The 13,762-nt window shown below is 74.9% G+C and carries 15 protein-coding genes; 13 read left to right on the top strand and 2 right to left on the bottom strand.

Going from position 1 to position 13,762, the window contains the following annotated elements:
* The first annotated feature begins 102 nt into the window (after nt 1–102).
* The 6 genes from AB0C33_RS46955 (at nt 103) to AB0C33_RS46930 (ending at nt 4,375) form a co-directional block, all read left to right on the top strand.
* Nucleotides 103–255 carry a hypothetical protein gene (locus tag AB0C33_RS46955; protein ID WP_358300966.1) on the top strand — a complete coding sequence of 51 codons (153 nt, stop codon included), beginning with the start codon at nt 103–105 and terminating at the stop codon, nt 253–255.
* A gap of 64 nt (nt 256–319) precedes the next feature.
* Nucleotides 320–1,297: an MvdC/MvdD family ATP grasp protein gene (locus AB0C33_RS46950; RefSeq protein WP_358300963.1), complete on the top strand. Its 978-nt coding sequence runs from the start codon at nt 320–322 to the stop codon at nt 1,295–1,297.
* On the top strand, nt 1,294–2,262 hold the full coding sequence (locus AB0C33_RS46945) for a TIGR04500 family putative peptide maturation system protein (RefSeq protein WP_358300960.1): 969 nt from the start codon (nt 1,294–1,296) through the stop codon (nt 2,260–2,262). Before AB0C33_RS46950 ends, AB0C33_RS46945 begins: the two co-directional genes overlap by 4 nt.
* Before the next feature lie 119 nt (nt 2,263–2,381).
* A complete protein-coding gene (locus AB0C33_RS46940; RefSeq protein WP_358300958.1) occupies nt 2,382–3,587 on the top strand; it encodes an SMI1/KNR4 family protein in 1,206 nt (401 codons plus the stop codon).
* Nucleotides 3,588–3,639: 52 nt separating this feature from the next.
* Nucleotides 3,640–4,134 (top strand): hypothetical protein, encoded by a 495-nt coding sequence (locus tag AB0C33_RS46935; RefSeq protein WP_358300955.1) that lies wholly within the window; start codon nt 3,640–3,642, stop codon nt 4,132–4,134.
* 109 nt (nt 4,135–4,243) lie between these two features.
* Entirely contained in the window at nt 4,244–4,375 is a 132-nt protein-coding gene (locus AB0C33_RS46930) for a bacteriocin (RefSeq protein ID WP_352353089.1), read from the top strand.
* A gap of 57 nt (nt 4,376–4,432) precedes the next feature.
* Here the strand turns inward: AB0C33_RS46930 and AB0C33_RS46925 are convergent, their stop codons facing one another.
* Both AB0C33_RS46925 and AB0C33_RS46920 read right to left on the bottom strand, forming a co-directional pair.
* Nucleotides 4,433–4,876, bottom strand: a complete 444-nt coding sequence (locus tag AB0C33_RS46925) for a PaaI family thioesterase (RefSeq protein ID WP_358300952.1) — start codon at nt 4,874–4,876, stop codon at nt 4,433–4,435.
* Nucleotides 4,877–4,921: 45 nt separating this feature from the next.
* Nucleotides 4,922–6,865 (bottom strand): BTAD domain-containing putative transcriptional regulator, encoded by a 1,944-nt coding sequence (locus AB0C33_RS46920; protein ID WP_358300949.1) that lies wholly within the window; start codon nt 6,863–6,865, stop codon nt 4,922–4,924.
* A gap of 78 nt (nt 6,866–6,943) precedes the next feature.
* Between AB0C33_RS46920 and AB0C33_RS46915 the strand changes: the two genes are divergently transcribed.
* The 7 genes from AB0C33_RS46915 to AB0C33_RS46885 all read left to right on the top strand — a co-directional run bounded on the left by AB0C33_RS46915 (nt 6,944) and on the right by AB0C33_RS46885 (nt 13,643).
* Nucleotides 6,944–7,816, top strand: a complete 873-nt coding sequence (locus tag AB0C33_RS46915; protein ID WP_358300946.1) for an alpha/beta hydrolase — start codon at nt 6,944–6,946, stop codon at nt 7,814–7,816.
* Between the two features lie 155 nt (nt 7,817–7,971).
* A complete protein-coding gene (locus AB0C33_RS46910; RefSeq protein ID WP_358300942.1) occupies nt 7,972–8,994 on the top strand; it encodes an oxidoreductase in 1,023 nt (340 codons plus the stop codon).
* Nucleotides 8,975–9,823: a sugar phosphate isomerase/epimerase family protein gene (locus AB0C33_RS46905; protein ID WP_358300939.1), complete on the top strand. Its 849-nt coding sequence runs from the start codon at nt 8,975–8,977 to the stop codon at nt 9,821–9,823. Before AB0C33_RS46910 ends, AB0C33_RS46905 begins: the two co-directional genes overlap by 20 nt.
* Complete coding sequence (locus AB0C33_RS46900) at nt 9,813–11,099, top strand: M20/M25/M40 family metallo-hydrolase (RefSeq protein ID WP_358300936.1); 1,287 nt, start codon at nt 9,813–9,815, stop codon at nt 11,097–11,099. The genes AB0C33_RS46905 and AB0C33_RS46900 overlap by 11 nt, the downstream gene beginning before the upstream one ends.
* Nucleotides 11,096–12,271, top strand: coding sequence for an Ldh family oxidoreductase (locus AB0C33_RS46895; protein ID WP_358300933.1), 1,176 nt, complete (start codon nt 11,096–11,098; stop codon nt 12,269–12,271). The genes AB0C33_RS46900 and AB0C33_RS46895 overlap by 4 nt, the downstream gene beginning before the upstream one ends.
* Entirely contained in the window at nt 12,268–13,188 is a 921-nt protein-coding gene (locus AB0C33_RS46890) for a Gfo/Idh/MocA family oxidoreductase (protein ID WP_358300930.1), read from the top strand. Before AB0C33_RS46895 ends, AB0C33_RS46890 begins: the two co-directional genes overlap by 4 nt.
* On the top strand, nt 13,185–13,643 hold the full coding sequence (locus tag AB0C33_RS46885; RefSeq protein WP_352353080.1) for a hypothetical protein: 459 nt from the start codon (nt 13,185–13,187) through the stop codon (nt 13,641–13,643). The genes AB0C33_RS46890 and AB0C33_RS46885 overlap by 4 nt, the downstream gene beginning before the upstream one ends.
* Nucleotides 13,644–13,762: the final 119 nt, after the last annotated feature.

The following is a 13,762-nucleotide window of genomic DNA, read 5'->3' as shown; positions in this document are numbered from 1 at the left end:
CTTCCAATCTCCGGATGGTGGGCTTGGCGCATGAGCTGAGGACGTGCCCGCACGTCCGCGAGCCGGGGGGCTCGCAGCTCGATGTGAAGGGAGGTTACGACCATGAGCAAGAAGATCGTGAGTCTGGACGATCTGGGTGACGAACTGGCGGTGATCGAGGAGGCCGATCTCGGCCTCGTCGCGGGCGGCATGCGGATGCAGCGCTGCTACGGCACCAACGGGAACCCGCCCACCGACTGGGTCTCCGACTACTGATAGAGACGATTCGCGGTCGCGTGGGAGGGGAGCCCGCTCTCCTCCCGCGCGGCTGGGGGGACACGTGCTACTGATTCTGAGCGAGCCCGGCGACGCGACCGTCGACCTGGTCCTGCCCAAGCTGAAGGCCCGGGGCGCGGACGTCCTGTGGTGGGATCCGGGCGAGTACCCGTCTGCCGCCCGGCTGACCGCGCGCTTCGGCGCGGACGGTGAGGAACTGGCCCTGACCAGGGACGGGCAGGTCTTCGACCTCTCCGGCACGACGGCCGTCTGGACCCGGCGCCCCGGACGACCGCGCGCCGCGGACGGCGTCACCGCGGAGGACCTCCGGGCGCGGGTGGGCGAGCTGTCGGAGTGGTTCACCGACGGCTTCTGGGACCTGCTGGACGCGCGCTGGCTGCCGGCCCGCCAACCGGTGCTGCGCAGGGCGCACAACAAACTGGTCCATCTGGCCGTGGCCCGGCGGCTGGGCTTCGCCGTGCCCCGGACGGTGATCACCAACGACCCGTCCGAGCTGGTGCCCGCCTACGAGCACGCGGACGGGCGGCTGATCGCCAAGGCGATGGAGCACACCCTGTTCGAGATCGACGGCGGCGCGCACGCCGTCTACACGACCGTGGTCACCCGGCGGTCGCTCGGCGGCCGGGGGCGGATCGTCCACGAGCCGGTCATCCTCCAGCCGTACGTGCCCAAGGCGGTGGAGCTGCGGGTCACCGTGGTCGGACGGCAGGTGTTCACCGCCGAGATCGCCTCCCAGGACTCGCCGCGCACCCGCGACGACTGGCGTCACTACGACTTCGCCCGCGCCCGCCACAGCGTGCACCGCCTGCCGGACGACGTCGCCCGCCGCTGCGTCGACCTGGTCGCGGCGCTCGGCCTGTCCTTCGGGGCGATCGACCTCATCCTCACCCCCGACGGGGAGTACGTCTTCCTGGAGATCAACCCCAACGGCCAGTGGGCCTGGATCGAAGACCTGACCGGCCTGCCCATCAGCGACGCCGTCGCCGACTGGCTGACCGCCGGAGAAACGGACGCGCAATGACTCAGCTCTCCCTCGGGCCGGCCCTCGAAAGCGGCGTGAACCTGCTGCACGGGCTGCCCCGCCGGCGTTCGGCCGTGGAGGAGGCCCGCCGCACCGCCGCCGCCTGGGCCCAGGCGCACCCGCGGCTCGGGGCCCAGCTGGTGACCAGCCCGCGTCCCGGCTCGCCGGTCGTCGACTACGACCTGCTGCTCGACCACCCGTCGGGCGGCACCATCATGCTCGGCGTGCAGGCCGAGGACGGCACGTCCTGGCTGGTCGACCACTCGACCCACTGGGCCGCCGGTTACGTGCTGACCGTGGACGGGACGCACGTGTCGGTGTCCGAGGCGATGCTCATGCTGCGTTCGCTGGCGCGTCCCGGGATGTCGCCGCAGGAGGAGCTGGTCCGGTTCTGCGTGCTGCGCAACGCCGCCGAGCAGGAGGAGGTCGGCCTGGCGGACGTCCAGGCCGCCGCGGACGGCTTCCGCAGGCGGCGCGGCCTGCTCGGCCACGACACGATCGCGGAGTGGCTGGACCGGATGGGCATGAGCGCCGAGGCGTTCCACGACCACATGACCATGACCGCCAAGGACCAGCGGTTCCGCGCCAGGAAGCGGGCCGAGCTGGCTCCGGCGTACCTCGACCGCCATCGTGACCGGTTCGCCCAGGTACGGGCGGCCTGGGTGCTGTCGGACGACCCGGTCGAGGCGGCCGAGCTCGACGGGCCGCTCGCCGGCCGCTGGGATCTGCGGCTGACCAGGGCCCGGACGTGGGCGGGCGAGCTGCCGGTACCGCTGCGGGAGGTGCCGGCCGGTGGCGCCGCCGGTCCGGTCCCCTACGAAGGAGGCTTTCTGACCGGCCAGGTCGTCGAACGGCAGGAGGCCGTGGCGGACGCGGCCACGCTGAAGGCCGCCGGCGCGGCCGCCTTCGAGGAGTGGCTGACCGGCGCCGCCCGGGAGGCCGGGGTCACCTGGCACTGGCTCTGACGCGTCCGGCGTCACCTGGCACTGGCTCTGACGCGTCCGGCGTCCTCAGCGCCGAACCATTTGGAGTGATTTCTCCGGGCATGTCGGTGCCTTCCGGTACTGTGCCGCAGGTGCGGCGGATGATCACCTCTCGGGGCTTGTGGTGGGCGCTCGCGGCGGCGGCCGTGGCGGTGGCGGCGGTCGTGTTCGTCCGCCGCTCGCGAACGCCGTACCCCGCCCTGCCGGACCAGCGTCCGGCTCCGGAAGCACGGCCTGCCGAGCGGGACGCCCCGCCGCCGTGGCCGCCCGTCCCGATCCTCGGCACGCCGACGAAGGCGGACATCGAGCGCTACGCCACCAGACCGGCAGGCTTCTTCGACCATCCCGCCGTCGCCGCCTTCTTCGCGGACCGGCAGCCCCTCGACGGCCCCACCCGGCGGCGGCTGAACCGCTGGGCCGTGGTGGCATTGGCGGTCGTCCTGCTGGCCGGGGGCGCGCAGGTCCTGGAGTCGGCGGTGTTCTCCAAGGGAGGAGACGCCGCGATCGAGACCGATGACCTGCCCTGCGCCCAGGTGTACGCGGGCGCCGGCGTCGGCTGCGCCACGGAACCGCAGTGGCAGGTGGATTCCGGCTCGGAGCCGGACCGCGAGTGGTCCCCGGCCCTCGAACCGGCCGACCGGCAACGCGCCGAGTCCCAGGAACCGCCTCTCGCCCAGGAGGCCGTCGACGCCGACTGCCGTCCACGGACGGCCAGACCGCACGTGCGCGCGATCAACCCCAAGGTCACCCGCGCGGTCAACCGGCAGTGGCGGCGGATCGAGACCTGGCTCAAGGCCAACGCCCCCAAGAGCTACCGCACGCTCGGCGGGCCGGGAAGGGCGAGGACCATCGCGGTCGCCGAGGCCCAGACGGGCCTGTCCTTCCCCGACGACCTGCGGGCCTCGCTGCTGCGCCACAACGGTTCCGCCGTCACCGAGGGCACCTGGCCCTTCGGCTTCCTGGACAACGTGAACATGACCATCCGCCAGATCCGCGACCACTGGCGCACCCTGTGCGAGATCGACGCCACCGACGACTCGGACGACCCCCGCACCGAGTGGTGGGACGGACGCATGATCCCCGTCGGCTCCGACGGCGGGGGCGACAGCCTGGTGATCGACTCCGTACGCCGCGACGTCGGCGAGACCGACCACGAGGACAGCATGAGCTTCACCCCCGGCGGGATCCGCATCCGCTCCTACCACGCCCTGCTGAAGGCGACCGCCGACGCCCTGGAGACCGGCGGAACCGTCGGCCACTGGAAGCCCGAGGCGGCCGACGGCCAACTGGAGTGGAACCTCCCCTGACCCACCCGCCGCACCCGTCGACAGCGCCGCGCCCGGGTGTCACGATGCAAGGATGATCGCCCCCCATGTCATGGCACCCTCCGCGCAGAACGTGGCCAGAAGGCTCGTCCTGGCCGGCGCGGCGGGGATCGTCCTCACCGTCGCCCTCTTCGCATGGGCCGCCCTGACGCCGGACCTCATCCCCTCGTTGGGGGCGCGCTACTGCGGCGAGTACACCGGCTGCATCGGCTACCTCTTCCTGACCTGGGAGTACGGCCGGTGGGTCGCGCTGGTCGCCGCCTGGCCGTTGCTGCACCTGCTCCGCGTACGCCCGGCGTGGCAGGTCGCCCTGATGGCCGCGCTGTACCTGGTGGCCATCTGGCAGGTGGCGCTGCTGCTCATGCCGGCCGGCTTCGTCATCGGGTTCTACCTCATCCTCCTCAGCGGCGTGATCGCCTTCCCCGCCGCGGCCTGGACGACCATGCCGCACCTGCCGCGCGCCGTCCGGTTCGTCACCGCCGGCATCGCTCTCGTGGTCTGCGTCGTCACCTGGCCGCTCGTTCAGTGACGCGCAAGCGGGCACGCCGCCCGCTCCTAGTGATCGCCAAGACGTCCCCAAGCGCCTCCTGCGACCGTGAGTGCGCGACATTCACCACGACAGAGGGGGACGCTCCCAGATGAACGACTTCGAGACCGGCGCCCGCGAGCTCGACGACAACGAGCTCGCCGCCGTCACCGGCGGCATGTGGGCCAACTACGACTGGATGAACTACGACTGGCGCGACGCCGTCATCGACGCCCTGCCGTAACCACGCGGCACACCGCCGGGGCCGCCTCACGCAGGGGTGCCCCGGCCTCGCGCCGGATCAGTGCCGGCCCATCGTCCGGACCACGACGGTCGCGGTCGCCGTGGCCACGACGTCGCCGTCCGGGCCGAGGAGCTCGCCGGCGAGGAAGCAGACGTCTCTGCCGCGCCTGACCACGCGCCCCCGCCCGACGAGCCGCCCGGGCCGCGCCGGGCGCAGGAACTGCACATGGAGGTCGAGGGTCGGCGCGAACTGGTCCTCCGGCAGCGTGGCCACCAGCGCGGGCCCCAGCGTGTCGTCGAGCATCGCGGCCAGGAAGCCGCCCTGGACCACGCCGACCGGATTGGCGAACTGCTCGCCCGCCCGGAACGCCACCTCGATCGTGCCAGCCTCCGGATCGACCGCGACGAGCTCCCAGCCGAGCAGCGCCGCCGCCGGCGGTGGCGGAACCCTGCCGGCGACCATGTCCCAGAACATCCCGCGCCTGTCCGCGTGCGTGGTCATGCCCGCCATTGAACAGCCCGCCACCGACAGTCCGGCGGCCATGGGTCAAGCCCCCAGCTCAGCGAGGAACCCGGCGACCGGGCCCAGCGTGATCAGGCCGCTGCCCGCTCCGGCCAGCTCCGCCGCGGCGGGGGCGAGCGCCCGGCGGGCGCGGTCCGCCGCCCGCCGGTCGCCGACCGCGACGGCGGCCCTCGCGACCAGGCACCACATGGCCTCCAGCAGCAGGTCAGGGGGCGGCTCCGGGATCCGGCCGACCGCCTCGGCGGCCTGCGCGCCCCGCCCCTCCGCCAGCAGGACGAGTGGCCGCACCCACGGCTCGTACGGCCCCCACTCCACGTCGCCCCGATCGGCCTCGCCCAGGACCGGCAGGCCGTGCCGCATCCGTACGGACAGCAGCGCGAGCGGCAGCAGCCCCCGCCGCAACCCCGGCATGCCGACGTCGTCCAGCCGGGCCGCGGCCGCCCGGTAGGCCGCCTCCTCCTCGGCCGCCGGCACCCGCCCGCCGGCCGCCTTCCGCAACACCCGGTACCAGTCGGTGAACACGCTGACCAGCGGCAGCTCGTTCCGTTCCGCCAGCCGGTCGGCGGCGGCCGCGTGCCGGTCGGCGGCGCCGAAGTCGCCGAGCGCCCCCAGCGCCTGGACGCGCACGAGATGCCCCAGCACCTCGTACGTGACCAGCCCGTGCCGCGACGACAACGCGACCAGCTCGGCTCCGATCCCGTCCCGGTGGGAGGCCAGCCCCGCCCGCTCGAACGCCTGCATGAACACCCCGTTGAGCGCGAACGCCAGCAGCGCCGGGTCGTCGAGGCGGCGGGCGATGCGCTCGGCCTCGGCGGCGGCCAGCGGGCCGCGGGCCGACCGGACGCCGCGCGACTCGACGGCGATCGTGGCCAGCAGCCGCGCCCGCGCCGCCTCGGACGCGCCGGGCGGCAGGCCGCCCAGGGCCCGTTCCGCCGCGGCGACGACCTGGGCCGCCTGCTCGGGGTCGTCCGACCGGGTCCAGATCGCCGGGACGTCGTAGGCGCCGATCACCCGGGCGGTCAGCTCCGGGTCGCCCAGCTCCTCGGCCGCCGCGATGGCCGCCGTCCGGTGGCCGCGCGCCGCCTCCAGTCCGCCGCCCCCGGTCACCGCGAGGTTGCGCAGCAGGCCGACCGTCGACTCCAGCCGCGCCCGCGCCCCGGCCCCCACCGTGCGGTCGTACGCCTCGGCCGCCTGCGCCCACACCCGGGCCGTGGCGTCGGCGGGGGCGGCGAGCCCGCTGTCCTGGTGCAGGATGTCCGACTCCAGGCGGCGCAGCCGGGGCCCGGGGTCCACCCCGAGGTGCTCGGCCAGCAGCGTCCGCGCCCGGCGCAGCACCGCCAGCGCGTCCCCCTGGCGTCCGGTGCGGTAGAGGGCGAGGGCGAGCAGCCGCCAGGCGTCCTCCCGCCAGGGGTGCTCGGCGACGTGCGAGTCCAGGTCGGGGACGGCTTCGGCGGCCCGGCCGAGCGCCAGTTGCGCCTCGGCCCGGCGTTCGACGGCGTGCAGCCGCAGCTCGGTCAGGCGGGCACGTTCGGCACGAGCCCAGTGCTCGTCGGCGAACTCGGCGTAGGCCGGGCCGCGCCACCAGCCGAGCGCCTCCGTCAGCCGGGCCGGTTCCGGCGGGCCGGCGGTCACCGCCTGTTCGAAGCGCCAGGCGTCCACGGCGTCGGGCGCGGCGCGCAGGGCGTACCCCGGGCCCTCGGTGACCAGCAGCCGGGCGGGGGCGCGCGGCGGGCGCGCGGGCTCCAGCGCCCGGCGCAGGGCGGCCACGAACGTGCGCACCGCGCCCACCGCGTCCGGCGGCGGATCGTCCCACAGGTCCGCCACCAGCCGCGTCACCGGGACGACCCGGCGCCGGGCGACGATCAGACGGGCCAGCACGGCGCGGTGCCGCGGCCCCTTCAGCGGGATCGGCTCGCCCTCGTCGTCCCAGGCCGCCACCGGCCCCAGCACCCCGAACACGCTTCCCATCCTTCCTGCTCACCGGATGCTCATCCGCCCCCGGCACGCTGGGAACCGAACCGGTCACCCATCGAAGGAGGGCATCTCATGACCATCCCCGGATTCGACCACCGCCGCGTGACCGTCGCCGACGGCGTCACGCTGCACGCGGCCGTCGGCGGCTCGGGCAGCCCGATCGTGCTGCTGCACGGCTTCCCGCAGACCCACCTGATGTGGCGGCACGTCGCCGCCGACCTGGCCGCGGACCACACCGTCATCTGCCCCGACCTGCGCGGTTACGGCGCCAGCGACAAGCCGGCCGAGACCGGCCCGGACGTCTACTCCAAGCGCACCATGGCCGCCGACGTGGTGGCCCTGGCCGCGGCTCTCGGCCACGAGCGCTTCGCCCTGGCCGGGCACGACCGCGGCGCGCTGGTCGCCTTCCGCGCCGGACTCGACCACCCGGCCGCGATCACCCACCTGGCCTGCCTCGACGTTCTGCCCACCCTCGACATGTGGGACGTCATGCGCGGCGTCACCGCCGCCGTCGGCTTCCACCTCTACCTCATGGCCCAGCCGCCCGGCCTGCCCGAGCAGCTCATCGGCGCGAGCCCGGACGCCTTCTTCGGCCACTTCCTCGACCTGTGGACCAACGACCCGGCGGCCATCCCGGCCGACGTTCGGGCCGCGTACCTGGACGCCTGCCGGGCCGCCGTGCCGTCGATCGTGGCGGACTACCGCGCCTCGGCCGGGATCGACGTCGAGCACGACCGCGCCGACCTGGCCGCGGGCAACCGGCTGAGCATGCCGGTGACCGTGCTCCAGCAGGACTGGGGCGCCGCCCTCGGTTACGACGCCGCGGCGGTGTGGCGGGCCTGGGCGCCCGACCTGCGGCACGACACGGTCACGAGCGGACATTTCATGGCCGAGGAGTCTCCCGCCGAGATCGCCCGCGCGCTCCGCGAGCTCGTGTCCCGGTAGCGGGCCTCCTGGTCAGGGGCCGTCTCGTAACTTAAAGTAATTGACATGTCACGTTAAGTTATTGGACAATGGCAGCGCCAATGAGGTCGTCCTTCCGGCGGGAAAAGTACGGGCCGGAAAGCCGAGTACGCGACGGAGTAGAGGCGCTCGCCAGCATGTTGCACGCATTCATCGTCGGGATGGGCAGATCCGGCGCAGGGCTGCATCTGCCGTCCCTGGCCAAGGTGCGCGAGGCGGCCCCAGGGCTGCTGGCGCCCGACCCGGTCGTCGTCCTCGACCCCCTGCTGCCGCCCGGCGGCGTGCGGGGAGCGGTGACGGCCGGGTCGCCCGAGGAGGCCGCCGCGCTCGCGCCGCCCGACCGGACCGTCGTGCACCTGTGCACCCCGCCGCACGTCAGGGCCGGGATGCTGGCCCGGCTGGCGCCGCTCGGCTACCGCAAGTTCATCGTGGAGAAGCCGCTCGCGCTCGACCTGGTAGGGCTGGCCGCCGTGGCCCGGGTGCGTCGGCGCTGGGGCCTCGACCTCACGGTCGCCACCCACTGGCTCGACAGCACGCTCACCGGCCGGCTGCGGGCGGCGATGCGCGCCGAGGAGTTCGGCCCCCTGCGGCAGATCCGGGTGGTGCAGAACAAGCCCAGGTTCACCCGCAGCGCGGCGCGTCCCGACGCCACCACGGCCTTCGACATCGAGATGCCGCACGCGCTCGCCGTGGTGCTCAGCCTGGCCGGCGGCGCCCGGATCTCGGCGGCGTCCTGGGAGGACATGGTCACCGAACGCCTGCGGCTGCCCCGGCTCGGACGGGCCAGGCTGCGGCTCGACCACTACTCGGGCGTGCGCACGGAGATCGACTCCGACCTGACCTCGCCCGTACGGGAGCGCCGCATCACCCTGCACTTCGACCGCGGCACGCTCACCGGCCACTACCCGTGCAGCGACGCCGACCACACCGCCCAGCTCAGGGTGGCCACGGCCGAGGGCGAACGGCGTACGGTGTTCACCGACGACGCCCTGCCCGCCTTCCTGCTGGCCGCCTACCGCCGCTACGCCCGCGCCCGCCGCTCGCCCGGCGCGCTGCCCGTCCAGGTCGACGCCGTGCGACTGCTCACCGAGGCCAAGCACCTGTGCGCGGCGCACGAGCCGGGGCGTGAGGAGGCGCCGCGTGCAGGCACCACCTCCTGAGCTGGCCGGCATCGGCGACGAGGCCGCCCCCGACCTCGACGGCCAGCTCGCCGCCGTGGGGGAGCTGGGCTGGAACCGGCTGGAGCTGCGCACGGTCGACGGCGTGCCGGTCGCCGCGCTCGGCGAGCAGGCGTTCGGGCGCGCGGTGCGGCGGTTGCGCGAGGCGCGGGCCGAGGTCGTCGCGGTCGCCTCGAAGATCGGCGACTGGTCGCGGCCGGTGACCGGCGACTTCGCGCTCGACCTGGCCGAGCTCGACGTGCTGGCCCGCCGCTGCCCGGTGCTGGGGACGCGACTGGTGCGGATCATGTCCTTCCCCTCGGGCGGCCTGCCCGAGCCCGAGTGGGGGCGGAGGGTCCGCCACCGGCTGCGCGAGCTGGCCCGCCGGGCCGAGGACGCCGGCCTGCTGCTGGTCCACGAGAACTGCGCCGGCTGGGCGGGCGACCGCGCCGACCGCATGCTGGACCTGGTCACCGGGATCGGCAGCCCGGCGCTGCGGCTGCTGTTCGACATCGGCAACGGCGTCGCCCACGGTTACCCGGCGGCCCCGATGCTGCGCGAGGTCGTCCCGTACGTCGCGCACGTCCACGTCAAGGACGCCGTCACCGGCCCCGGCGGCGAGGTCGTCTACGTGCTGCCCGGTGAGGGGCGGGCGGGCGTCGCCGAGTGCCTGCGCCTGCTGTCCGCCCACGGTTACGCCGGCGCCCTGTCCATCGAGCCGCACCTGCGGTTGCGCCCCCACCTCGACGACCCGGGCGCCGGCGACCGGGCCGCGTTCGTCCGGTACGGGCGGGCGCTGGAACGGCTGGTGGGGCAGGTCGATGGACGTTGACGCCGTGCCTCTCGACGCGGCGGAGCGCGACCTGCTGCTGAGGCTGCTGCGGCTGCCCACGGCGGGCCCGCTGGAGACCGGACCGGCCGGGCCGCCGCCGCGGCTGCGCGAGGCCCAGGAGCAGTACGCGCGGGCCGCCGCGGCGCTCGGCTTCCGCACCGTGCGGCACACCTCGGTGCGCCCGGCCGAGCTGGACCGCGCCGACGTCCCCGCGCCCGTGCGCGAGGCCCTCGGCCTGCCCGGGTTCCTGGACGGCCAGCCCAGTCTGGTGCTGCGGCTGGGCCCCGGCCTCCCGGCGTCCCGCACGGTGATGTTCAACGTGCATCTCGACACGGTCGCCGGCGGCGGACCGGCCGGCTTCGACGGCGAGCGCTTCCACGGCCGCGGCGCGATCGACGCCAAGGGCCCGGCCGTCGCGCTGCTGGCCGGGCTGCGGGCGGCCCGCGCGTGCCGTCCGGCCATCGGGCGCGAGGTCGGGGTGCTGATCCAGGCCGTGGCGGGCGAGGAGGGCGGGGCCATGGGCGTGCTCGGCACCCGCCCGCTCGTCGAACGCGGCTACGTCGGGCGGCTCAACGTCTTCTGCGAGCCCACCGGCGTACGGTTCCTGCCGCGCAGCACGGCCGCCGCGACGGCGCGGATCGTGGTGGACGGCGACCACGCCGTGGACGACCGCCCGGCCGCCGGGCACAACGCCACGGTCCTGCTCGGCTTCCTGGCCCAGCACCTGGCCAGGGCGCTCGACCCGGACACCGTGTGCGTGGCGGGCCTGCACACCGGCACCCGCCACAACCAGGTGTACGGCCGCGGCTCCCTCCTGCTCAACCTGCCCTACGCCACCCCCGCCACCGGACGCCGCCTGGAACGGGACCTCGCGCGCGCCCTGGACGACGGGCTCGCGGCCTTCGCGGCGGCCTTCGGCGGCACCGCCCTGTTCGCCAGGACCGCCCGCGACGCCAGGGCGGTCACCCGGCTGGAGTGGCGCAAACGCGGCCTGCCCGTGCTCGACGACCGCGACGCGTGGGGGCACGCGCTCCTGCGCGACCGGGCCGGGATCCCGCCCTGGCCCGCCGGAGAACCGGCGTTCACCTGCGACGCCATCTGGATGGCGGGCGTCGGGGGCGCCTGCACGGTCGTCCTGGGGCCGGGCGACCTGGCCGGCAACAACGCCCATGCCGAAGGGGAGTTCGCGCGGGCCGCCGAACTCGCCGGGTTCGCCGCCGCCGTGGCCCGGCTGATGATCGCCTTCACCGACGACAGGATTGGACGAGGAGCATGAACCCCACCGCCTCACCCGCGACGGACGCACCGCCCGCGCAGCCGTACCCGCCGGTCCCGGCAGTCGCCCGGCCGGCGCGGGCCGCCGTACGGGTGCGCCACGACGACCTGCTGGACTTCGTCGCCGCCGTGTTCACCACCCGCGGCCTGGCCCCGGAACGCGCCCGCGAGGCCGCCGCCGCGCTGTGCTACGGCGACCTGGTCGGCATGACCTCGCACGGCCTGGCCAACCTGACCCGGCTCTACCTGCCGCTGTTCGACGAGGGGCGGGTCGATCCGCTGGCCGAGCCGTCCGTGCTGGCCGACCGGGGCGCGGCCGTCCTGCTCGACGCCGGTCGCGCCCTGGGGTTGTGGGCCGCCGGCCTGGCCATGGAGATCGCCGCGGGCCGCGCCTCGACGTACGGCGTCGGCCTGGTCTCCGTACGCGGGGGCACCCATCTCGGCTGCGCCGGGCACCACGCGCTGCGCGCGGTCGAGTACGGCATGATCGGCGTCATCGCGAGCAACTGCGGCCGCCAGCGCATCGCCAGGCCGCCCGGCGGCGCGGTGGCGATGCTGGGCACCAACCCGATCAGCGTCGCGGCCCCCGCGGGCGGGCATCCGCCGTTCGTGCTCGACATGAGCACCACCGCCATGCCCACCGGGCGGGTCAGGCAGGCCGCGCGGCACGGCGAGGAGCTGCCCGAAGGGGTGCTGGCCGGCGACGACGGCGCGCCCGTGACCGACGCGGCGGCGTTCGACGAGGGGCGGGCGCACCTGCTCTGGCTGGGCGGCCAGGCCGGGCAGTACAAGGGCTTCGGGCTGGGGGTGGCGGTCGAGGTGCTGGCCGCGCTGGTGTCCGGCGCGGGTCTCGGCGCCCACCCCGACGCCCACGACGGCGACGGCGGCCCGAGCGGGCGCGACGACGACATCGGCTTCCTCGCCCTGGCCGTCGCGCCGGGGGCGTTGCGCGAGGGCGTGGAGGGCGACGCGGCCACGATGTTCGGCGCGCTGCTCGGCTGCCCGCCCGCCGACCCCGTCTCGCCGGTGAGCTATCCCGGCTGGCACGAGCATCGCCGGGCCGAGGAACACCGGCGCTCGGGCGTCCCGCTCGGCACGGACCTGTACGACGAGCTGGCCGCCCTCGCCGCCGCCACCGGACTCGACGCCCCCGCCCTGGTGGTGGCGCGGTGAGCGCCCGGCTGCGCGTCGCGGTCATCGGGCTCGGCGTGATCTCGCGGTTCTACCTGGCGGCCCTGCACAGCTCGTCCGGGCTGCGGCTGGCCGCGGTGTGCGACACTGATCCGCGCGTCCTGGAGGGGCACCGCGTCCCCGGCTACCGCGACCACGTCCGGCTGCTGGAGGAGGAACGGCCCGACGCCGTCGTGGTCACCGTCCCCAACGACCTGCACGCCCGGGTCTGCGCCGACGCGCTGGAGCGGCGCGTCCCGGTCTGCGTGGAGAAGCCGCTCGCCCTGGACGCCGCGCAGGGCAGGCGGCTCACGGACCTGGCCGCGAGCTCGGGCGTGCCGCTGTTCACCGCCTTCCACCGGCGCTACAACTCCGCCTTCGGACGGCTGCGCGCGGCGTGCGCGGGCGCCCGCGTCGAGGAGCTGACCGTGCGCTACCTGGAACGCATCGAGGAGCACGCGGGCGACGACTCCTGGTACCTGGACGTACGGCGCTGCGGCGGCGGCTGCGTCGCCGACAACGGGCCCAACGCCTACGACCTGGTGGACCTGCTGCTCGGCCCGGCGCACGTCGTCTCCGCGCACGTCGACCGGGACGCCGCGGGGGCCGACCGGCAGGCGGACGTCGAGCTGCGCGCCGGCGCGGCCCGCGCGCGCATCCTGCTCGACTGGTCCTACCCGGGCGAGCGCAAGGACCTGGAAGTGCGCCTGGCCGACGGCCGCAGCCTGTACGCCGACATGCTGGCCGGCCACTCCGGCTTCAAGAACTCCCTGTGGCACGAGTACGAGGGCGTGCTGGCCGCCTTCGAACGCTCGGTGCGCTACGGCACCCCCGACGGCGAGGGCGGCCTGCCCGCCCTGCGCTTCGTCGAGGACGTCTACCGCCTGGAGAAGGCCGGCGCGGGACGGGGTGCCGCGTGAACCCCGACGAGGACGGCCCCAAGACCGCGGTCACCGGGACCCTGCTGAAGGTGCTGGTGCACCGCAGGCAGGACCGCGGCATGCGGCTCGAACCGTACGCCAGCCGGTGCGTGCGCGCCGGCGAGGTGCACGAGCTGGTCGCCACCGACCACACCGAGACCGACGCGGGCGCCAGGATCGACCGGGTCGCCTTCCTGGGCTTCGCCGAGATCGTCGCGGCCGGCGTGCTGGACCGGGGCGACGAGGTGTGGATCGGCGGGCGCCGGGTCGGGGTGCTGCTCGGCTTCGACGGCTGCCACCTGCCCAACCACTACAACGTGCTGATCCACAGCGATCCCGCGGTCACCGGACGGGAGCTGGGACTCATGCCGGGCGAGCCGCTGGTCTTCAGCCAGGCCCTCCCGGACGAACCCGATGAGGGCGGCGCCCGCGTCTTCCGCTGGCCCCTGCTGTAGAGACGCCTGGCCCCAGCTGTAGAGGCCCTCCAGAAGCTTTCGATTACTTTCCGTGACCTCTGGTTTACCTTCAGTCACTCAGGGTAATCTGTTGATTGCGCACAGTAGTGGGAACCACT

Source organism: Nonomuraea sp. NPDC048881, from assembly GCF_040649795.1.
Classification (GTDB): Bacteria; Actinomycetota; Actinomycetes; order Streptosporangiales; family Streptosporangiaceae; genus Nonomuraea.
The sequence above is the reverse complement of the archived record's forward strand: the minus strand, read 5'-3'. Positions and strand labels throughout refer to the sequence as shown.

What these genes read in the sequence shown, in the direction of transcription:
- AB0C33_RS46925 (WP_358300952.1), bottom strand. Translation starts at nt 4,876, where the DNA reads ATGACCACGCACGCGGACAGGCGCGGGATGTTCTGGGACATGGTCGCC.
- AB0C33_RS46935 (WP_358300955.1), top strand. Translation starts at nt 3,640, where the DNA reads ATGATCGCCCCCCATGTCATGGCACCCTCCGCGCAGAACGTGGCCAGA.
- AB0C33_RS46920 (WP_358300949.1), bottom strand. Translation starts at nt 6,865, where the DNA reads ATGGGAAGCGTGTTCGGGGTGCTGGGGCCGGTGGCGGCCTGGGACGAC.
- AB0C33_RS46895 (WP_358300933.1), top strand. Translation starts at nt 11,096, where the DNA reads ATGAACCCCACCGCCTCACCCGCGACGGACGCACCGCCCGCGCAGCCG.
- AB0C33_RS46930 (WP_352353089.1), top strand. Translation starts at nt 4,244, where the DNA reads ATGAACGACTTCGAGACCGGCGCCCGCGAGCTCGACGACAACGAGCTC.
- AB0C33_RS46915 (WP_358300946.1), top strand. Translation starts at nt 6,944, where the DNA reads ATGACCATCCCCGGATTCGACCACCGCCGCGTGACCGTCGCCGACGGC.
- AB0C33_RS46945 (WP_358300960.1), top strand. Translation starts at nt 1,294, where the DNA reads ATGACTCAGCTCTCCCTCGGGCCGGCCCTCGAAAGCGGCGTGAACCTG.
- AB0C33_RS46900 (WP_358300936.1), top strand. Translation starts at nt 9,813, where the DNA reads ATGGACGTTGACGCCGTGCCTCTCGACGCGGCGGAGCGCGACCTGCTG.
- AB0C33_RS46955 (WP_358300966.1), top strand. Translation starts at nt 103, where the DNA reads ATGAGCAAGAAGATCGTGAGTCTGGACGATCTGGGTGACGAACTGGCG.
- AB0C33_RS46910 (WP_358300942.1), top strand. Translation starts at nt 7,972, where the DNA reads ATGTTGCACGCATTCATCGTCGGGATGGGCAGATCCGGCGCAGGGCTG.
- AB0C33_RS46940 (WP_358300958.1), top strand. Translation starts at nt 2,382, where the DNA reads ATGATCACCTCTCGGGGCTTGTGGTGGGCGCTCGCGGCGGCGGCCGTG.